A 19,173-nucleotide genomic window follows, 5' to 3' on the forward strand; every position below is an offset into this window, starting at 1 on the left:
CGCCCTTTCCGGGAATGCAGGGTCACAGCAGGTCGTACTGCTTGAGCTTCTTGCGCAGGGTGCCGCGGTTCAGGCCGAGCAGCTCGGAGGCTTTGGTCTGGTTACCCTTCACGTAGTTCATGACGGTTTCCAGCAGTGGGGCTTCAACTTCGGTGAGCACCAGATTGTAGACGTCGGTGACGTCCGCACCTTCGAGGTGGGCGAAGTAGTTGTGCAGGGCTTTCTCGACACTGCCGCGCAGGGTCTGGCCTTCTTCGCTCGGCGTGTTGAGGTGCTGTTTCAAACTGGCGTTGTCGCTCACGGGTGCAATCCCACTTCCTAAAGTCTCGTTCAACATTGTCATGCGGCCACCCCTTCGTCGTCGTTGTAGCGATCACCGAAGAACTGGCGAACGCTTGCACACTGCGCCTCCTGGCTGTCCAGACGATTGAACTCGGCTCGGAACTCACGGGCGCCGGGTAGCGTCGCGAGGTACCAGCCAACGTGCTTGCGGGCGATGCGCACACCCATCACATCGCCATAGAAGGCGTGGAGGGCGGCCAGGTGCTCGAGCAGGATGCGTTCAATTTCGGTCAGCGCCGGGGCGGGGCAATGGGCACCGGTGCGCAGGTAATGCTCTATTTCTCTGAAAATCCATGGGCGCCCCTGGGCAGCCCTGCCGATCAGCAGACCATCGGCACCGGTGGCGGCCAGCACGTGGGCGGCCTTTTCCGGTGAGTCGATATCGCCATTGGCCAATACCGGGATGGACACTGCCTGCTTGATGGCGGCAATGGTGTCGTACTCCGCTTCGCCGGTGTACAGGTCGGCGCGGGTACGGCCATGTACCGCCAGGGCGACGATGCCGCATTGTTCGGCGATACGTGCCACGTCGACACCGTTCTTGTTCTGTCTGTCCCAGCCGGTGCGGATCTTCAGCGTGACCGGGACGTCTACCGCGGCTACCACGGCCTCGAGGATCGCTTGCACCAGTGGCTGATCCTTGAGCAGGGCGGAGCCGGCGGCCTTGTTGCAGACCTTCTTGGCCGGGCAGCCCATGTTGATGTCGATGATCTGGGCGCCCAGTTGCACATTGGCCCGTGCTGCCTCGGCGAGCATCTGCGGGTCCCCGCCGGCGATCTGCACGGAGCGTGGCTCCGGATCGCCGCTGTGGATCATGCGCAGGCTCGACTTGCGCGTATTCCACAGGCGCACATCGCTGGTGACCATCTCCGACACCACCATGCCAGCGCCAAGGCGGCGGCAGAGCTGTCGGAACGGCTGATCGGTGACGCCGGCCATGGGGGCCAGGATCAGTCGATTGGGCAATGTATAGGGGCCGATGCTTAGCGCCGACATAGGGCTTCCCTGCTCAAGAGACGTGCTGTTGAGGCCAGTAGGAGAGTGCGAAAAAGGGTGGAGATCATACCCGCTCTGAATGACCGGATAAAGGTGGTTTTGAACAAAATCTGAACAGTTGACCTGTGGTCTGCCGTCGCGCTGCCTGCTTGCCGCGTCGCAGACGCCCGCTCGCCGGCAGCCGTCCATCGGCTGGCCGCGGCTACTCCGGCGAGTGGAAGTTGAGGCTGTAGTTCACCGCGCGAGCGCCTGGGTCGAGGATGTCGAGGGCGATATGGATCGGCGTTTGTGGGGGCATTTCCGCCTGACCGGCCAGTTCACCCGCCAGGTATTCGCTGGGTTTGAAGCGGCGGCTGGCGATCAGTTGGCCGTTGAGATCGGCGAAGCGCATTTCCAGCAGAGGGAATGGCTGGGAGAAGGGCGCACGATTGTAGAGGATCGCGTCGACGACCAGTGCTCCGCTGAATTCCGGGTGGCTGCGCACCACCAGATTGCTGCTCTTGATCTGCTCGATATCGACCTTCGATGGCAGGGTGCAGCCGATCACCGGGCAGGCCTGTTCGAACCAGGGGCGGTACTGATCCTGGCGCGCCAGCTCGGCGTAGTGATAGATCACGTATTGCCCAGCCAGTGCGGTAGCGGCCAGCAGATTCAGCAGCCCCCAGCCAATCCAGCGGCCCCAGGGCTTGCGCGGCGGGCGCCAATCCAGTTGCAGCGGCTCTTCTTCGAGCTCGAACAGCGCATCGTTGCGCAGATTGGGTTCGCTGCGCGGTGCGCGCTGGGCCTTCTTCTGCCTGGTGGGCGGTGGCTCATCCAGATTCTCGTCCTGGGGCTCAGGCTCGATGGCGGCAGGTTCTTCATCGCGTTGCGCACTCAGGCTGAAGGCCGGCTCGGCATCGTCGCGGGCCGTGCCGCGTTTCACCGGAGCATCGATCAGATCGCGGATACCGGGCGTCTTCGGGATCGGCGGCATATCGTCAGGCACATGGCTGCTTGGCGGTGGCGGCTGGCCGAAATCCGGCGACTGCAGAGGTGGTTGTTCGCTCAGCGGCTCCAGCTCCAGCTTGCTGACGGGTGGGTCGTCGCGCAGCAAGGCTTCGGCCCAGCGCTCGTCCTCGGCCGGCTCGTCGTCATCTTCCACCTGGTCGAAGCGCGGCGTCTGTCGCGAGGGCTGGTCGAGTTCGAGAAACTGCCTGGACAACTGCTGTTCCTGAGCTTCGAGCTTGGCCAGCTCCTCGTCCAGATCCAGATCATCGAGGTCCAGGTCGTCGTGGATCCACAGGGTTTCGTCGTCGAGCTTGCCGGGCTTGGCGGGAGGCGGCGTTTCTGGCGCAATGCTGATTGCAGGTGCAGGTGCAGGTGGTGCGGCTTTTGGCACCGCAGGCGCAGCCGCTCGCATGTCCGGGATGTTGTGACCCTGCTCGCGCAACTGGCGCGCCGCATTGAACACCTGCAGGCAGGCGCCGCAGCGCACCGAGCCCTGGGCAATACCGAGTTGCACCAGATTCACGCGGAAGCTGGTGCTGCAGTTCGGGCATTGGGTGACGAAACTTTCGGTCATGCGTAATCCGAGGGCCGCGGGGTGGCGAAAACGGGGCGTTAGTCTAACCCAACAGATTGCAAAAGCAGCATTAAGTGCCGCGCCTGCAACGCGGCAGTGGGCTTAGCGACGAACGCCGCTGATGCGCACCCAGCCATCCTGAGTCGCGGTCGGGTCGAGCGCGAAGTCGGCTTCGTAGGCGGCGCGCACTTCGTCGGCCTGTTCGGCAAGAATGCCGGACAGTGCCAGGCGGCCGCCGCTTTTCACCAGGCGGGTAATCTGCGGCGCCAGGCTGACCAGTGGCCCGGCGAGAATGTTGGCCACCACCACATCGGCTGGCTCCTGAGGCAGGTCGGCCGGCAGGTAGACCGGAAAGCGCTCCTCGGCGATGCCGTTGCGCCCGGCATTGTCGCGGGAGGCCTCCAGAGCCTGCGGATCGATGTCGGTGCCGACTGCGCGGGGGGCGCCGAGCAGCAGCGCGGCGATGGCGAGGATGCCCGAGCCGCAACCGAAATCCAGCACGCTGCAACCGTCCAGTTTCTGGGCGTCGAGCCATTGCAGGCACAGTGAGGTAGTCGGGTGGGTACCGGTACCGAAGGCCAGGCCGGGATCGAGCAGCAGATTGACCGCGTCCGGCTCCGGTGCTTCGTGCCAGCTCGGCACGATCCACAGGCGCTGACCGAAACGCATCGGCGCGAATCCGTCCATCCAGCTGCGCTCCCAGTCCTGATCGGCGATCACCTCGAAGTGATGTTCGGGCAGCTCGCCACCGGTCAGCAGTCGCAAGTGCGCGCTCAGGGCCTCGGCGTCGGTGTCGGCCTCGAACAGGGCCAGCAGATGGGTATTGCTCCACAGCGGCGTGGTGCCCAGGTCCGGCTCGAAAATCGGCTGATCCTCGGCATCCATGAAGGTTACCGATACCGCGCCAACTTCCAGCAGGGCGTCTTCATAGGTTGGCGCCTGCTCGGGAGTGATGGCGAGACGGACTTGTAACCAGGGCATGGAGAAACCTCGAAGACGTGACGTTGAACCTTTATGGCGGCGGCAAGCTTACTTGAGGCGTCTCGACCACGCCAGCCGGGAGCCCTGCGCGTAGCAAGCCGCGGTAGGCAAGGTGGCATGAGCCAGCACCGAGCAATGCGGGGAGCAGCAGGTTGATGCCCGGCAGTGGCGCGATCAGCAGAATCAACAGGCCGAATGCTGTCATGGCACCGCGTTGCTGCCGAACCGCGTGCATCTGTTCGCTGCCGTTGGCAAGGTCGGACAGCGCGGCGGGTATCAGGATGCGTACGTTCAGGTAAGCCAGCAGCAGGAGCAGCAGCACGCCATTTACCAGTGGTATCAGCAGGCACAGCACGGTACCGACGCTCAGGCCCAGCCAGGGGCCAATATGGTAGCGGGCGCCATGCAGCCGCTGACTCGGCTGTGCCTGGCGCAGGGCCAGCGTCGGATAATGGCGCAAGGCGCGCTCGCGCAGGCTGTCCATCAGCACCCAGCGCAAGGCCAGGCGGATGCTTATCACGATCAAGGCGATGTAGAGCGTGCAGATCATGGCCAGTGTCAGCAGCCCGGCATACAGCACCAGCATCCCCAGGGCAGGAGCAATACCAGCCATGCCGGTCAGGCTGGCAGCACCGGCGCCGCCCATGCCCGGAAGCAAGCCCAGAACCGCAGCGCCCATGACGATGAACAGCGAGAGCATGCCGGCAAGCTGGGCGATTACTTCGAACTGAGCGTAGAACAGCCAGGTCCACAGGCCGAACGCCAGCAGGCAAAGGCCGCAGGAGCGCGTCAGTACGCCGAGGCCGAGGCTGCTGCGCACTGCAAGCGCCAGGCAGATGGTGGCTTCGCCAAAGGCGCTGGAGATGGACTGGCAGCGGCTCTTGAGCGACATCTGGTATACCTGAGGGAATGAAAAAGGGCCGCATTGCGCGGCCCTTCTGGTTTAGTGCTTGTCCATACCCAGTTTCTTTTCCAGGTAGTGGATATTCACGCCACCTTCGCAGAAGCCCTTGTCCACCACCAGATTGCGGTGCAGGGGCACGTTGGTCTTGATGCCATCGACGACGATTTCTTCCAGGGCATTACGCATGCGGGCCAGGGCCTCGTCACGGGTGGTGCCGTAGGTGATCAGCTTGCCGATCAGCGAATCGTAGTTCGGCGGTACCGAGTAGCCGCTGTACAGGTGCGAGTCGACACGTACGCCAAAGCCGCCTGGGGCATGGAAGTGCTTCACCTTGCCCGGGCAGGGCATGAAGGTATCCGGGTCTTCGGCGTTGATGCGGCACTCCAGGGCATGGCCCAGAAGCTTCACGTCTTCCTGCTTGTACGACAGCTTGTTGCCAGCGGCGATGCTGAGCATCTCCTTGACGATGTCGATACCGGTGACCATTTCGGTGACCGGGTGCTCGACCTGCACGCGAGTGTTCATCTCGATGAAGTAGAAACGACCGTCTTCATAGAGGAACTCGAAGGTGCCAGCACCGCGGTAGCCGATTTCGATGCAGGCATCGACGCACCGTTGCAGCACTTCGGCACGGGCGGTTTCGTCGATCATCGGCGCCGGAGCTTCTTCCAGTACCTTCTGGTGACGGCGCTGCAGCGAGCAGTCGCGGTCATAGAGGTGGATGGCGTTGCCCTGGCCGTCGGACAGCACCTGGACTTCCACGTGACGCGGATTGCCGAGGAACTTCTCCAGATAGACCATCGGATTGCCGAACACCGAGCCGGCTTCGCTGCGGGTCAGGCGGGCCGATTTGATCAGGTCCTCTTCTTTCCAGACCACGCGCATGCCGCGACCACCGCCGCCGCCAGCGGCCTTGATGATCACCGGGTAACCGACCTCGCGGGCGATGGCCAGGGCGGTTGCGTCGTCTTCCGGCAATGGACCGTCAGAGCCGGGCACCACGGGGACACCGGCCTTGATCATGGCGTGCTTGGCGGAAACCTTGTCACCCATCAGGCGAATGGTGGTGGCTTTCGGGCCAATGAAGGCAAAACCGGAATTTTCCACCTGCTCGGCGAAATCGGCGTTTTCCGCGAGGAAGCCGTAGCCAGGGTGGATGGCGGTCGCGCCGGTAACTTCCGCGGCACTGATGATCGCCGGGATGTTCAGGTACGACAGGTTGCCGGGTGCCGGGCCGATACAGACGGACTCGTCGGCCAGGGCCAGGTGCATCAGTTCGCGGTCGGCGGTGGAGTGCACGGCGACGGTCTTGATGCCCAGTTCCTTGCAGGCACGCAGGATGCGCAGGGCGATCTCGCCACGGTTGGCGATCAGAACTTTTTCCAGCTTCTGCATTACGGGTTCCCCGTGCATCAGACGATGGTGAACAGCGGTTGATCGTATTCCACCGGCTGACCGTTCTCGCCCAGGATGGATTCGATCGTGCCGCTGGTTTCGGCCTCGATGTGGTTCATCATCTTCATCGCTTCGACGATGCAGAGGATGTCGCCTTTCTTCACGGTCGAGCCAACTTCAACGAAGTTGCCCGAGGTTGGCGAAGCGGCGCGGTAGAAGGTACCGACCATCGGCGAACGTACGACGGTGCCGTTCAGTTTGGCAGCGGCCGGAGCGGCGGCTTCGGCAGCGGCAGCCGGAGCGGCGGCAGCGACTGGAGCAGGGGCCGGCGCATAGGTAGGCTGGACGTAGGCCGGTTGCTTGCCGTGACGGCTGATGCGTACGGACTCTTCGCCTTCCTTGATTTCCAGTTCGTCGATGCCGGACTCTTCCAGCAGCTCGATCAGTTTTTTGACTTTGCGAATATCCATAGGTGTTCAACTCCCAGTCTGGTCAGGGTCGTTCAAGTTGTGCGAATGAACCGCCGCATCATGGCGTCGGTTTCAGGTGTTTTTGCTCGCCAGGTTTTCCAGGGCCGCCTCGAGGGCCAGCCGATAACCGCTGGCGCCGAGACCGCAGATCACGCCCACCGCCACGTCGGAGAAGTAGGAGTGATGCCGGAAAGGCTCGCGCTTGTGCACATTGGAGAGGTGCACTTCGATGAATGGGATGCTCACCGCCAGCAACGCGTCACGTAATGCGACGCTGGTGTGAGTGAAGGCGGCCGGGTTGATGATGATGAAGTCGACGCCTTCGCCTCTGGCAGCGTGGATGCGGTCGATCAGTTCATACTCGGCATTGCTCTGCAGATACAGCAGGTGATGGCCGGCCTCGCGGGCACGTTGCTCGAGGTCGAGATTGATCTGCTCGAGGGTCGTGGCGCCATAGGTACCGGGTTCTCGGGTGCCGAGCAGGTTCAAATTGGGGCCGTGCAAAACCAGTAGGGTCGACATGATCCGGGCTTCCTTCTTTTTAGCTGCGCGGACTCTGCCAGAGTTGCCGTAGGGCTGTCCAGTTTTCGGGAGTAGTCAGCACGATCCGTGCAGGGTTGGCCGGATATGTGACCGAATTGCTTAAAATCGTTCTCGTGCCCGGCCCAGGCGTTCGGAAAATGCAGCTGCGTCGATCTCGCCGACCACCCGCAGGTCGTGCAATTCCTCGCCGCTGCCGTCGAACATCTGGATAGCTGGCGGGCCGAACAGTTGGTAGCGATCGAGCAGTGCACGTTGGGCCGCCGTGCTGTCGGTCATGTCGAAACGCAGCAAATGATAGTCGGCCAGTTGCGGGCCTACCTGTGGCGAATTGAATACCTCGCGCTCGATCTTCTTGCAGCTGATGCACCAGTCTGCGTACCAATCGAGCAGCAATGGCTGGCCTGCGCCCTTGGCCTGCGCCAGGGCAGCATCCAGTTCGGCGGGGGTGCTGACGGTTTGCCAGCTGCCAGCCGTCGCGCTGCTCTGCGAGGCGCCAGGCAAACCGCTGCCCAGCGGTCGCAGCGGGTCGTCGCGGCCTTGCAGGGCTCCTGTCCAGGCTGCCAGGGCGTAGAGCAGCAAGGCCAGCCCCACGAGTTGAGCCAGTTTGCCCCGCGGGGTCTTGGGCGTGAACTCCAGCGTGCCAAGGAACAGCGCGACGCCTGCGGCCAGCAGGCCCCACAGCGCCAGCGACAGGTGACCGGGCAGCACCCGCTCGAGCAGCCACACCGAGACTGCCAGCAGCATCACGCCAAAGGCGTTGCGCACGGCGACCATCCAGGTACCGGATTTGGGCAGCAGTGCGCCGCCGCCCGCTGCGAAGATCACCAGCGGCGTGCCCATGCCCAAACCGAGAGCGAACAGCTGCAACGCGCCACCAACGGCATCCCCCGTGCTACTGATATAGAGCAGCAACGCGGTGAATGGCGCGGTGATGCAGGGGGACACGATCAGGCTGGAAAGCACCCCCAGGGTCGCCGCGCCGGCCAGGGTGCCGCCCTGGGTCTGTGCGGCCTTGCGGTCCAGGCGCTCACGAATGAAGGCCGGCAGGCGCAGTTCGAAGACGCCGAACATGGCCACCGCGAACAACGCGAAGAACAGCGCGAATGGCACCAGAATCCAGGGTGATTGCAGCATCGCCTGCAAATTGAGCTTGGCGCCGAACAGCCCCATCAGGGCGCCGAGCGCGGCATAACAGGCAGCCATCGGCAGCACGTAGGCCAGCGACAGCGCCAGCCCACGGCTTCTGCTCGGGCGGCCGCGCAGCACCACGCCGGACAGGATCGGCAGCATGGGCAGCACGCAGGGTGTGAAGGTCAGCGTCAGGCCAGCCGCGAACATCAGCGCCAGGTCCACCCAGCTCCAGCCAGTTTTGCTCGGCAACGCTTCGCCGCTCGAACCATCAACCCCGCCATTGATGGCCAGTGTCTCGGTTTCCGGCGGGTAACACAGGCCCTTGTCGGCGCAGCCCTGGTAGGTGACGGCGATGTTGAGAGGGCGATTGTCCGGATTGTCGAGCGGCACGTCGACATCCAGCACCTCGTAGAACACCTGCACGTCGCCAAAGTACTGGTCGTTCTTGTGCAGACCTTCCGGCACGTTCACGGCAGCGCCAGCAAGCGCAGCAGGCTCGACCTTGAACTTGAACTGGTGGCGATAGAGGTAATAACCCTCGGCCGCGACGAAGCGCACGGTCGCCGAGGTTGGCGAACTGCTCACCAGGCTCAGTTTGAATGCCTCGCGCACGGGCAGGAAATCGTCGCTGTTGTTCAGCGCCTGGCCGAGCGGCGCGGCATTCGGGCGGCTGTCGAAAACGCCAGCGCTGGCAGGCAGAGCGACGAGCAACAGCAGCAGGCAGAGGAAACGTGGCATGGGGATCTCGTACGGCGTGAATCGGGCCATCATAACGGAGCCAGCGCCGCATGCCATGGGGCGTGCTGTAAGTGACGGTTGCGCCAGCCCGGATCGGTCCGCTCTGGCGGATGACCGTGCGGCATAAGGCCGCGTATGTGCAAGGTCCAAGACGACAGCGGACATTCGATCCGGTGGGCTAAAGCCCACCCTACAGCTCGCTGGCTTGAGGACGCCTGCCCCTGGGGAGTTGTGCGGCATAAGGCCGCGTATGTGCAAGGTCCAAGACGACAGCGGACACTCGATCCGGTGGGCTAAAGCCCACCCTACAGCTCGCTGGCTTGAGGACGCCTGCCCCTGGGGAGTTGTGCGGCATAAGGCCGTGCATGTGCAAGGTCCAAGACGACAGCGGACATTCGATCCGGTGGGCTAAAGCCCACCCCACAGCTAAAGCGGATCGCCGCCCGCCCCCCCCCCGCAGTTAGATGCGCGGCTGTAGGGTGGGCTTCAGCCCACCAATTGGCGCCCGACAACGAACGGCGGCTATCGCCTTTTTCTTCGCTTACACGCGAAAGGCCTGTACGGCCTGATTCAACTGGCCGCTCAACTCCTGCAGCTCACTGCTCTGTTCGCGGCCCTGGCTGATGCGAAGCAGGTTGTCACCGCCCAGTTGGTGGATGCGTTCGCTGTGATCGCGGATTTCGCTGACTGCGCTGCCCTGGTAAGCGGTGGCATCGGCTATACGTCCGGCCATGCTGGCGATGGTGCGTATGGCGTTGACGATTTCATCCAGGGCACCGTCTGCCGTGCGAGCCTGGTTGGCTGTGGCTTCGGCATGTTCGACCTGGCTGCGCATCGCCAGCAGTGAGCCGTTGGCGGCTTGCTGCAGGCGGCCGATGACATCCTGAATCTGTGCGGTGGCAGCGCTGGTGCGTAGCGACAGCGTACGTACTTCGTCTGCCACCACGGCGAAACCTCGGCCTGCCTCGCCCGCACGAGCCGCTTCGATGGCGGCATTGAGGGCCAGCAGGTTGGTCTGTTCGGCAATGCTGCGGATAACCGTCAGTACGCTGCCAATGGTGCCTGTCTCCTCTGCCAGGCGCTCGATGGCCTGGGCGTTGCCCTGGACCTCTTCGACCAGCGCATGCAGGCCGGTCAGGCTGTTGCCGATGACCAGTTGACCCTGAGCCAGGGCACGGTCGGCATCGCGCCCGGCGGTCGCGGTCTGGCTGGCGTCCTCGGCGACCTGAAGGATGGTCGCTTCCAGCTCGCCGAGGGCGTCACGGATCTGCGCGGTGTCGCTGGCCTGGCGTTCGGCGCCGTCGTGCAGGCCACCGCTGAGGTCGGCCAGGGTGCGGCTGGAGGCCGAGACCTGGCCGGCATGCTGGTGAATGGTGCCCACCAGATCGACCAGGTAGGCGCGCAGGCGATTCAGCGACTCTTCGATATCACGCAGCTCTCGGGTATTGGTGGCCAGATGCACGTCGCTGCTGAAATCCCCTGCTGCCCAGGCCGAGAGTGCAGGCACCAGGCGTTCGAGCAGGCGGCTGAGGCGACGCTGCAGGGTGTCGATGATCAAGGCGATGAGCAGGATCAGAGCGACCATGGCGCCGAGGATCAGGCGCACTTCGCCCTGAATGCGGCCATGTTCGGCTCGCACCTGGGGTTCCAGGGTCGTGAATGACTGTTGCACCGCATCCAGTCGGGCCCGGGTGGCGGCGGCCAGCTGGGCACGTTGCTCGATCAGGGCGCGGGTGCGGTTCAGCTCGCCCGGGTAGCGACCGAGCAGGCTGTTGAGCTCCCGTTTCAGGGCGATGCCGCGGTCTTGCGCCTCACTCTCCAGGCTGTCGCTGTCCAGCCCCATCAGCGACGCGAAAGCGTTACCGCCCGATGCTGCTTCATCGGTGACGCCAAGCAGTGCCAGGCCTTCGATGGTCTTCGCCATCTCCTGCAGCGACTGCACCTCACGCTCCACGTCCGCTGCCAGTTCGCTGCGCCCGCTGCTGACCAGCTTGTCGCGGGCCAGCGCCAGGCGGGCGAGGTGCTGGGAAGCTTCGAACAGGGGGCGGCCATAGGCTTGCGCCGCGTCGCCCTGGCCTTCATCGGCATACCTGGCGATTTGCGACAGGGCACCGGCCATTTCCCGCTCTGCCTGGATCAGCAGACCCTGGGGATCTCCGGACAGCTTGCCGGCCGCGAGCAGTTGGTCGGCGGCAAAGGTTTTCAGGTCACTGAGGCTGTTGCCCAGATCGCCAGCGAGGTTGGCTGGCAACTGGGCGACCTTCTCCTGAAGGGCGTCGAGGCTTTGCAGTGCGGCACTGTGGCGCAGGGCATCGCCGCTTTCCAGGTAGCCGAAGATATTGCCTGCGGCTTCGCGCTGAAATTGCTGGGACAGACCCAGATACTGCTCCATCAGTACGTAGGGGCGCTCCAGTGCCCGCTGTGACCACCATAGCGTGCAGGCCAGGGCGATACCGACGCCGACTAGCAGCAGGGTGTTGAGATTGGTAAGTGATTTAAGGCGCATGGGGCTCGACCGACGACGGAACGGTGCTGGCACTGCGCCATGCAGTGCGGCTGTGTCGGTAAGTTATTGCGCCTTCATGACAGGGGTGTGACGCCGTGCGCCCTGTCACAATTATGGCGCCGTTCGAGCGACGCGAAGTCTTGTGGCGTCTTCATGCTGCAGTCGCGCTGCGGGGCTACCCCGCTGCACAGGGTACGAGGGACGTGTTCAGTCGTAGATCTCGACGCGATTGCGACCGCCATTCTTGGCACGGTAAAGCGCCTCGTCGGCGCGTTGCGACAGGTGTTTGCTATCGAGATCGTCGCGCAGCTCGGCGATGCCGCCGCTGAAGGTGCAACTGAGATCCTGAGGCTGGGCAGGGTAGTTAATTTCCGCGAAACGCTTGCGCACTTCGTCGAGCACCCTGGCAGCCGTGCGGGCGTCCGTATTGGGCATCACCACGGCGAATTCCTCGCCACCGTAACGACCGATGCAGTCGCTCTTGCGCAGTCGCTGCTTGAGGAACAGCGCCAGGCTCTTGATCACCCGGTCGCCCATGGGGTGGCCGTAGTTGTCGTTGACCTTCTTGAAGTAGTCGATATCGAGCATGGCGAAGCTCAGTGGCTGGCCATCGCGCTGGGCGCGGAAGCGGGCATCTTCGAGCAATTGCAGGGTGTGGGTGTGGTTGAACAGGCCGGTGAGGCTGTCACGCACCATGCGAGCCTTGAGGTTGCGTGCACGATCGGCACGGTTGCGCACCGTGGCGATCAGATGACGCGGCTTGATCGGTTTGGTCAGGAAATCATCGCCGCCCTCGCTCATGGCGTCGAGTTGCTTGTCGAGATCGTCTTCGGCGGACAGGTAGATGATCGGCACGCTGACGTAGCGGTCGTTGTGACGGATCACCTTGGCCAGCTCGGTGCCGCTGCAGGCAGGCATGTACATGTCGAGGATGATCAGGTCCGGCTGGAACTCGGCCAGTTCGGCCATGGCCTGGATCGGCTCGGTAAGGGTGCGGGTGACGATGCCGGCGCTGTTCAGCACGCGCTCGGTGTGGGTGGCCTGAGCCCGGGAGTCATCGACGATCAGTACGCGATAGGGTTCGTACTGGGCGACGTGCGTCAGGACCTCGATACGTTCCAGCAGGCTGGAAGCGTCCAGGGTGCCGGTGAAGAACTCGCGGCCGCCGGCACGTACCGCGGCCAGGCGAGTTGGGGTGTCGGTATCTTCATGGCTGTAGAACAGCAGCGGAATCTTGTCCTGCAGCCCTTCCTGCACGCCCTGGGCCAGAACCAGGCCGTTGCCTGGCCCGGCGAAATCTATTTCCATCAGGATGGCGGCCGGGTGGCGCTCGAGCATCGCGGCGCGGAAGGCGTTGGCCGTGTCCAGCGGCTTGGCGTTCATGCCGAAGAATTCCAGTTGCTGGGCAAGGCGTTCGGCACGCTCCAGGTGCTGAAGCGCCAGGTAGACCGGTTTGCGCAGCGGCGGCAGGGTGGTCTGCTCGAAGCGATCGCCATGGCGTAGCCCGGTACGCGACAAACGTTGCATCAACTGGTTGAGCTCGCTGATCACGTCGCTGTTGAGGCGCCCACGGTTGGCATTCACCGCACTCAGGCAGGCGACGATACGCTGGGCCAGGCCACGGTGCTCGACCTGCTCGAAGCGTTCGGCATAGCGCTGCAGCAATTGCGCTGCCTCGAGCAGCTCCTGCATGCCGGCATCGTTCCACTCGGCACGCTGCAGGCGCTGCCATACCTCCAGAACCTGCCGGGCCTGGTGAATGACACGCTGGGCGAAATGCTGCTTGAGCCGGTCGCGGCTGGGGTCTTCTTGCTCGGTCATTGGCCTTTAATCTGCTAGTGGCGGCGAATCGCTACCGAGTGGTGGCTTCATGCTATCACTGGATGGATATTTTGCCATTCCTTTGACGTCAATGCTGTGAATCGCCCCGCACGATGGGCCATGCAACACGTATAGCCCCAAACCGACCCTTGATCGGCCGGGATGGTTCCGGACCTGCCCCGTCTCGTCCATTCATGACGCTGTCACGTCGTGAACAGGTTGTTGCGCTGCGCAGTGAGGCGGGCTTCCCTTATAGTGAGCAGCGTAGGCTCACTGCCGGGCATGTGCGCGCAAGTATTAGCGCAACCCTGCTAGTGCCCTGTGGTCGAAGCCCTGTACGTCGCAGATCAAAGGATAATCGCCATGCTCGATTGGAAGAACCGCACCTCCGGCACGCACAGTGCCGACGATGGCGCTACCGCTGGAACACGCCGTCGCACCGGTGGCCGGCTTGGTGGGCTGGTCGTCGGCTTGCTGGGTGCTTACCTGCTGATCGCCTTGGTCGTCGGCTGGTACTGGAGTCAGGAACCGGACATGTTCCCCGTGCAGCAGCGCGTCCAGGCCGCAGCCGAAAGCAGTCAGCGTCAGGTGGTCAACGGTTATACCTCGGTGGAAACGCTCAAGCAGGTCGCCGAGACCCTGCTCGACAAGCCGGGCGGTTTTCTTTCCAACGATCTGGCTCCTCCGGGCCTGTGGCTCGACAACATGCCGAGCTGGGAATATGGCGTGCTCGTGCAGGTGCGCGATTTCTCCCGTGCGCTGCGCAAGGACTTCGCGCGTTCCCAGTCGCAATCGACCGAAGACGGCGACCTGGCTCGTGCCGAGCCGCGCTTCAACTTCGATCACCGCAGCTGGGCGCTGCCTGCCGCCGAGTCGGAATACCGTGACGGCATCGGTTCCCTGGACCGCTACCTGGCTCGTCTGTCCGAGCCGGGCCAGGGGGGCGCGCGTTTCTACACCCGTGCCGATAACCTGAACAACTGGTTCGGTGATGTCGCCACCCGTCTCGGCTCGCTGTCGCAGCGCCTGTCGGCCAGCGTCGGTCAGGTACGCCTCAATAGCGAAGTGACCGAGACCACGCAGCTGGCCGAAGGTCAGGTGCCGGAAGTCACTGAGCGCACCTATGAGACGCCGTGGCTGCAAATCGACAACGTGTTCTACGAGGCGCGCGGTCAGGCCTGGGCACTGTCGCACCTGCTGCGCGCCATCGAAGTGGACTTCGCCGACGTGCTGGCCAAGAAGAACGCCACCGTCAGCGTGCGGCAGATCATCCGCGAGCTGGAGGCAGCCCAGGCCACGCTGTGGAGCCCGATGGTGCTCAATGGCAGTGGTTACGGCATCCTCGCCAACCACTCGCTGGTAATGGCCAACTACATCTCGCGTGCCAACGCCGCGGTGATCGATCTGCGCCAACTGCTCTCTCAGGGCTGATCGATGGCTATCGCCGAAGCCGAGGTAGCGCACCGCGCCGCCTCGGATGCCGAGCTGATCGCCTGGGTCGACGAGCAGGATCGGGTACTCGGCGCGCTGCCGCGCGCCGAGCTGCGCAGCCGTGGGCTGATCGGTCGCGGTACCTTCATCCTGCTGTTCAATTCGGCCGGTGAGCTCTGCGTGCATCGACGTACCCTGAGCAAGGCGGTGTATCCCGGTTACTGGGACGTGGCGGCTGGCGGCATGGTCGCGGCGGGCGAAGGCTACCTGGCCTCGGCCGAGCGCGAGCTGGCGGAGGAGCTGGGTATCGATGATGCGCTGCTGCGTGACGAGGGGCGTTTCTTCTTCGAACAGCCGGACAATCGCCTGTGGTGTGCGGTGTTCTCGGCGGTGTCCGACGCGCCGCTGGTGCTGCAGCCCGAGGAAGTGCTCGAGGCCCGTTTCGTGACGGTGCAGGCGGCGCTGCTCGATACCCACAACACGCCCTACTGTCCCGATTCGCTGCAGGCTCTGCAGCATTATCTGGCCAAGCGATAACGCAGACCTCCGAGCGATGCGCACCATCGCTCGGGCGTGAGTCGCCAATCCATCAGCCTGTGGCGCATTTCGGTTCTTAGCATGGCCGGCCTTTGTCGTTACACTGCGCCGCTTCGCCAATCCACTGAGGAAAAACGCGGTGGCCAAGAAAGCCTCTTCATTCGCCGGGCTCGGTGGCCTGGTGTATTCCACCGACGCCGGCCGGCATTGCCCGGATTGTGGGCAGCCGGTGGATGCCTGCAACTGCTCGAGCACGGCGATCCCCGAGGGCGATGGCATTGCCCGGGTACGCCGCGAGACCAAAGGCCGCGGCGGCAAGACGGTGACCACCATCAGCGGCGTGCCGCTGGCCGAAGAGCCGCTCAAGGAGCTGGCCTCGGTGCTGAAGAAGCGCTGTGGGTGCGGCGGTTCGCTGAAGGAGGGGGTGATCGAAATCCAGGGCGACCATGTGGAGCTGCTGCTCGCCGAGCTGCTCAAACGTGGTTTCAAGGCCAAGAAGTCCGGCGGCTGATGGCCGCTGCAACAGGCAACTTTCTAAACTTACCGATGGCTCGGCCAGTCCACTGCCGAGCAATCGTCATTTCCAGGCTCTATGCTCGGTCGACTGTAATTCGACAGCATCAGCCCATCCGCTACAAGGGAGACCTCGATGGCCGCACGACGCACACGTAAGGACGATGGAAGCCAATGGACGGTGGCCGATAGCCGCAGTGTCTATGGCATCCGCCATTGGGGCGCTGGTTATTTCTCGATCAACGACGCAGGCCGTGTGGAGGTCCGTCCCAATGGGCCTGGCAGCTCGCCCATCGACCTCTACGAGCAAGTCGACGAGCTGCGTCAGAGTGGCTTGTCGCTGCCTTTGCTGGTGCGCTTCCCGGACATTCTGCAGGACCGCGTACGCAAGCTGACCGGCGCTTTCGACGCCAGCATCGCGCGCCTCGAATACGGTAACCGCTACACCGCGCTGTACCCGATCAAGGTCAACCAGCAGGAAGCGGTGGTGGAGAACATCATCGCCACCGAGAACGTTTCCATCGGTCTGGAAGCCGGTTCCAAGCCCGAATTGCTGGCCGTGTTGGCGTTGGCCCCGAAGGGCGGCACCATCGTCTGCAACGGTTACAAGGATCGCGAGTTCATCCGCCTGGCGCTGATCGGCCAGAAGCTCGGTCACAACGTGTTCATCGTCATCGAGAAAGAGTCGGAAGTTTCTCTGGTGATCGAGGAGGCGGCCGAGCTCAAGGTCGCGCCGCAGATCGGTCTGCGCGTTCGCCTGTCTTCCCTGGCATCCTCCAAATGGGCCGACACCGGCGGCGAGAAGTCCAAGTTCGGCCTCTCCGCGGCGCAGCTGCTGTCGGTGGTCGAGCGCTTCCGCAAGGCTGGCCTGGATCAGGGCATCCGCCTGCTGCACTTCCATATGGGCTCGCAGATCGCCAACATCGCCGACTACCGCAAGGGCTTCCGTGAGGCTATCCGTTATTACGGTGAGCTGCGCGCGCTCGGCCTGCCGGTCGATCACATCGATGTCGGCGGCGGCCTGGGCGTGGACTACGACGGTACCCACTCGCGCAACGCCAGCTCCATCAACTACGACATGGAAGACTACGCCGATGCGGTGGTCGACATGCTCAAGGAGTTCTGCGACCGCCAGGAAATCCCCCATCCGCACATCTTCTCGGAAAGCGGCCGGGCGATGACCGCGCACCATGCCGTGTTGCTGGTGCAGGTGACCGACGTCGAGCGACACAACGACGACGTGCCGGAAATCGACCGCAGCATCGAGCAGCCGGAAGTGCTGCAGGTGCTGATCGATCTGCTCGACGACAGCGATCCGGAAATGGTCGCCGAAACCTACTGGCGTGCTACTCACTACGTCAGCGAGGCTGCCGGGCAATACTCCGCCGGCAAGCTCGACCTGCCGCAGAAGGCCCTCGCCGAGCAGTGCTATTTCTCCATCTGCCGACGCCTGTACAACCAGTTGAAGGCGCGCCAGCGTTCGCACCGTCAAGTGCTCGACGAGCTCAACGACAAGCTGGCCGACAAGTACATCTGCAACTTCTCGGTATTCCAGAGCCTGCCGGACACCTGGGCGATCGGCCAGATCCTGCCGATCCTGCCGCTCAATCGCCTGGACGAAGAGCCACTGCGCCGCGCCGTGCTGCAGGACCTGACCTGCGACTCGGATGGCAAGATCAACCAGTACGTGGACGAGCAGTCCATCGAAACCAGCCTGCCGGTCCACGAACTGCGCGACGGCGAGGATTACGTGCTGGGCATCTTCCTGGTCGGTGCCTATCAGGAGATTCTCGGTGACATGCACAACCTGTTCGGTGATACCGATTCGGTGAACATCTACCAGAACGCCGACGGCAGCATCTATCACGCGGGCATCGAAACCCACGACACCATCGAGGACATGCTGCGCTACGTGCACCTGTCACCCGAGGAGCTGATGACCCACTACCGCGACAAGGTGGCCAGCGCCAAGATCAATGCCCGTGAGCGTACCCAGTTCCTCGACGCGCTGCGTCTGGGGTTGACGCGTTCGTCGTACCTGTCGTACTGAGAACCGATGATGTGTCGGGACTCGCTTGCGAGTGGTGACTGTTCTGCAAGCCGGCTTGATGGCGACTAAATCGCCGGCAAGCCGGCTCCTACGGGATCGGATAGATTGCGAAATTGTAGGAGCTCGCTTGCGAGCGATTTGAGGGCAGTCGTTTTGCGGAGGTGGCCTCGTGGTCACCAGTCCAGCCGTCTGGCGCCTGTATTCCGATCACCTGTGAAGGAGGCATCGCGATGAAAGCCATTCTGGCTCTACTGCTGTCGGCATTTGCCTTGAACGCTCCGGCTGCCGACGATCCTCTCCAGGCCGAACTGTGGAAAACCCGGCCGTTGATCCTTCTCGCCGACGATGCCAACGATCCACTGCTCGTTCGGGTGCGTGAAGCCCTGGCACAACCTGCCAACCGTGAAGCCTTCGTCGAACGCGACATGGTGCTGTACACCGTGGTGGGCAAGCAGGCCCAGCGTAACGATCAGTCCCTGGATGCCATCGCCAGCAAACGCCTGCTGCTGGCGCTGGATGCCGGTAACCAGCGACCGCAGATCATTCTGGTCGGCAAGGATGGCGGCAAGAAGATCCAGCAAGGCGCCGATGCAGACTTGCAGAAGATCTTCGCCACCATCGATCGCATGCCGATGCGCCAAGGCGAATGATGGATCAGTGATTTTCGGTGATCCTGGCTCTAGCGGTGTTGCCTGCAGCTCTTCAAAGTAGCGTCCGTTGCCGTTGAGGGCACCGCCATTTCCAGCCTCGACATTCTGCATGCGATGCAGGTTGATTGCCGCTGTCCTGCAACCGTGTGCCTGTTTCTGAAGATGCTGCTTATGCGCATGTGCCGAAAAGGGCGGGGCGGTTGACGCATCAGTGCGCACTTCAGTGATGCCGAGCGAGCGGCGTTGGCCTGGGCCGAATCGCTGACCGAAATCGCGCGCACTCACGCGCCGGATGAGTGCTTCGAGCCGCTCGAGGCGCATTTCGACGCTGCGCAGATCAGCGATCTGACCTTCGCATTCCCACGCGGAGCCTGAGGAACGATTAGGAAAAGGCAAGAGCGGTCATCGGCGCCGTATCCGTGGGAGTGGGCCATGCCCGCGATTTTTCGCGCGCATGGCGCGCTCCCACAGTGGACCGGTGAGCGGCGGCTATTGATGGCTCCCACGCTCCAGTGTGGGAGTCCAATCCAGGGCGCTCTGCGCCCGCCGGGCCTCGAGATCGGACGCAGAGCGTCCCTGCAGGCATTCCCACGCGGAGCGTGAG

At 63.4% G+C, this 19,173-nt stretch carries 16 protein-coding genes; 5 read left to right on the top strand and 11 right to left on the bottom strand.

What is annotated here, in order from left to right; translation table 11 throughout:
* Nucleotides 1–22: 22 nt before the first annotated feature.
* The 11 genes from fis to QRN22_RS07875 form a co-directional block, all read right to left on the bottom strand.
* The gene (gene fis / locus QRN22_RS07825; RefSeq protein ID WP_042554510.1) at nucleotides 23–343 is read right to left on the bottom strand and encodes a DNA-binding transcriptional regulator Fis; all 321 of its coding nucleotides are present in this window, start codon (nucleotides 341–343) and stop codon (nucleotides 23–25) included.
* Complete coding sequence (gene dusB, locus QRN22_RS07830) at nucleotides 340–1,338, bottom strand: tRNA dihydrouridine synthase DusB (protein ID WP_042554511.1); 999 nt, start codon at nucleotides 1,336–1,338, stop codon at nucleotides 340–342. Before dusB ends, fis begins: the two co-directional genes overlap by 4 nt.
* Before the next feature lie 202 nt (nucleotides 1,339–1,540).
* A complete protein-coding gene (locus QRN22_RS07835; RefSeq protein ID WP_042554512.1) occupies nucleotides 1,541–2,899 on the bottom strand; it encodes a DUF3426 domain-containing protein in 1,359 nt (452 codons plus the stop codon).
* A 102-nt stretch (nucleotides 2,900–3,001) separates the two neighbouring features.
* Complete coding sequence (gene prmA, locus QRN22_RS07840) at nucleotides 3,002–3,880, bottom strand: 50S ribosomal protein L11 methyltransferase (RefSeq protein ID WP_042554513.1); 879 nt, start codon at nucleotides 3,878–3,880, stop codon at nucleotides 3,002–3,004.
* A gap of 31 nt (nucleotides 3,881–3,911) precedes the next feature.
* A complete protein-coding gene (locus QRN22_RS07845; RefSeq protein ID WP_042554514.1) occupies nucleotides 3,912–4,772 on the bottom strand; it encodes a hypothetical protein in 861 nt (286 codons plus the stop codon).
* A 51-nt stretch (nucleotides 4,773–4,823) separates the two neighbouring features.
* Entirely contained in the window at nucleotides 4,824–6,179 is a 1,356-nt protein-coding gene (gene accC / locus QRN22_RS07850) for an acetyl-CoA carboxylase biotin carboxylase subunit (RefSeq protein ID WP_042554515.1), read from the bottom strand.
* A 17-nt stretch (nucleotides 6,180–6,196) separates the two neighbouring features.
* Nucleotides 6,197–6,649, bottom strand: coding sequence for an acetyl-CoA carboxylase biotin carboxyl carrier protein (accB, locus tag QRN22_RS07855; RefSeq protein ID WP_042554516.1), 453 nt, complete (start codon nucleotides 6,647–6,649; stop codon nucleotides 6,197–6,199).
* A 72-nt stretch (nucleotides 6,650–6,721) separates the two neighbouring features.
* Nucleotides 6,722–7,171 carry a type II 3-dehydroquinate dehydratase gene (gene aroQ, locus QRN22_RS07860; RefSeq protein WP_042554517.1) on the bottom strand — a complete coding sequence of 150 codons (450 nt, stop codon included), beginning with the start codon at nucleotides 7,169–7,171 and terminating at the stop codon, nucleotides 6,722–6,724.
* 120 nt (nucleotides 7,172–7,291) lie between these two features.
* Entirely contained in the window at nucleotides 7,292–9,061 is a 1,770-nt protein-coding gene (locus QRN22_RS07865) for a protein-disulfide reductase DsbD (RefSeq protein WP_082045810.1), read from the bottom strand.
* Nucleotides 9,062–9,602: 541 nt separating this feature from the next.
* A complete protein-coding gene (locus QRN22_RS07870; protein WP_042554518.1) occupies nucleotides 9,603–11,567 on the bottom strand; it encodes a methyl-accepting chemotaxis protein in 1,965 nt (654 codons plus the stop codon).
* A gap of 207 nt (nucleotides 11,568–11,774) precedes the next feature.
* On the bottom strand, nucleotides 11,775–13,388 hold the full coding sequence (locus QRN22_RS07875; RefSeq protein ID WP_042554519.1) for a diguanylate cyclase: 1,614 nt from the start codon (nucleotides 13,386–13,388) through the stop codon (nucleotides 11,775–11,777).
* Nucleotides 13,389–13,751: 363 nt separating this feature from the next.
* Between QRN22_RS07875 and QRN22_RS07880 the strand changes: the two genes are divergently transcribed.
* From QRN22_RS07880 to QRN22_RS07900, 5 genes are all read left to right on the top strand, one after another.
* Nucleotides 13,752–14,819 (top strand): DUF2333 family protein, encoded by a 1,068-nt coding sequence (locus tag QRN22_RS07880; RefSeq protein WP_042554520.1) that lies wholly within the window; start codon nucleotides 13,752–13,754, stop codon nucleotides 14,817–14,819.
* A 3-nt stretch (nucleotides 14,820–14,822) separates the two neighbouring features.
* A complete protein-coding gene (locus tag QRN22_RS07885) occupies nucleotides 14,823–15,356 on the top strand; it encodes an NUDIX hydrolase (protein WP_042554521.1) in 534 nt (177 codons plus the stop codon).
* A gap of 139 nt (nucleotides 15,357–15,495) precedes the next feature.
* The gene (locus QRN22_RS07890) at nucleotides 15,496–15,867 is read left to right on the top strand and encodes a translation initiation factor Sui1 (protein ID WP_042554522.1); all 372 of its coding nucleotides are present in this window, start codon (nucleotides 15,496–15,498) and stop codon (nucleotides 15,865–15,867) included.
* A gap of 138 nt (nucleotides 15,868–16,005) precedes the next feature.
* Nucleotides 16,006–17,919, top strand: coding sequence for an arginine decarboxylase (speA, locus tag QRN22_RS07895; RefSeq protein ID WP_042554523.1), 1,914 nt, complete (start codon nucleotides 16,006–16,008; stop codon nucleotides 17,917–17,919).
* 230 nt (nucleotides 17,920–18,149) lie between these two features.
* The gene (locus QRN22_RS07900) at nucleotides 18,150–18,569 is read left to right on the top strand and encodes a DUF4174 domain-containing protein (RefSeq protein ID WP_042554524.1); all 420 of its coding nucleotides are present in this window, start codon (nucleotides 18,150–18,152) and stop codon (nucleotides 18,567–18,569) included.
* Nucleotides 18,570–19,173: the final 604 nt, after the last annotated feature.

It is taken from the genome of Pseudomonas sp. MEJ086, assembly GCF_030209025.1.
Classification (GTDB): domain Bacteria; phylum Pseudomonadota; class Gammaproteobacteria; order Pseudomonadales; family Pseudomonadaceae; genus Aquipseudomonas; species Aquipseudomonas fulva_A.

Bases quoted from the DNA above. Each gene is read 5' to 3' on its own strand.
- fis (WP_042554510.1), bottom strand. From the start codon at position 343: ATGACAATGTTGAACGAGACTTTAGGAAGTGGGATTGCACCCGTGAGC.
- dusB (WP_042554511.1), bottom strand. From the start codon at position 1,338: ATGTCGGCGCTAAGCATCGGCCCCTATACATTGCCCAATCGACTGATC.
- QRN22_RS07835 (WP_042554512.1), bottom strand. From the start codon at position 2,899: ATGACCGAAAGTTTCGTCACCCAATGCCCGAACTGCAGCACCAGCTTC.
- prmA (WP_042554513.1), bottom strand. From the start codon at position 3,880: ATGCCCTGGTTACAAGTCCGTCTCGCCATCACTCCCGAGCAGGCGCCA.
- QRN22_RS07845 (WP_042554514.1), bottom strand. From the start codon at position 4,772: ATGTCGCTCAAGAGCCGCTGCCAGTCCATCTCCAGCGCCTTTGGCGAA.
- accC (WP_042554515.1), bottom strand. From the start codon at position 6,179: ATGCAGAAGCTGGAAAAAGTTCTGATCGCCAACCGTGGCGAGATCGCC.
- accB (WP_042554516.1), bottom strand. From the start codon at position 6,649: ATGGATATTCGCAAAGTCAAAAAACTGATCGAGCTGCTGGAAGAGTCC.
- aroQ (WP_042554517.1), bottom strand. From the start codon at position 7,171: ATGTCGACCCTACTGGTTTTGCACGGCCCCAATTTGAACCTGCTCGGC.
- QRN22_RS07865 (WP_082045810.1), bottom strand. From the start codon at position 9,061: ATGCCACGTTTCCTCTGCCTGCTGCTGTTGCTCGTCGCTCTGCCTGCC.
- QRN22_RS07870 (WP_042554518.1), bottom strand. From the start codon at position 11,567: ATGCGCCTTAAATCACTTACCAATCTCAACACCCTGCTGCTAGTCGGC.
- QRN22_RS07875 (WP_042554519.1), bottom strand. From the start codon at position 13,388: ATGACCGAGCAAGAAGACCCCAGCCGCGACCGGCTCAAGCAGCATTTC.
- QRN22_RS07880 (WP_042554520.1), top strand. From the start codon at position 13,752: ATGCTCGATTGGAAGAACCGCACCTCCGGCACGCACAGTGCCGACGAT.
- QRN22_RS07885 (WP_042554521.1), top strand. From the start codon at position 14,823: ATGGCTATCGCCGAAGCCGAGGTAGCGCACCGCGCCGCCTCGGATGCC.
- speA (WP_042554523.1), top strand. From the start codon at position 16,006: ATGGCCGCACGACGCACACGTAAGGACGATGGAAGCCAATGGACGGTG.
- QRN22_RS07900 (WP_042554524.1), top strand. From the start codon at position 18,150: ATGAAAGCCATTCTGGCTCTACTGCTGTCGGCATTTGCCTTGAACGCT.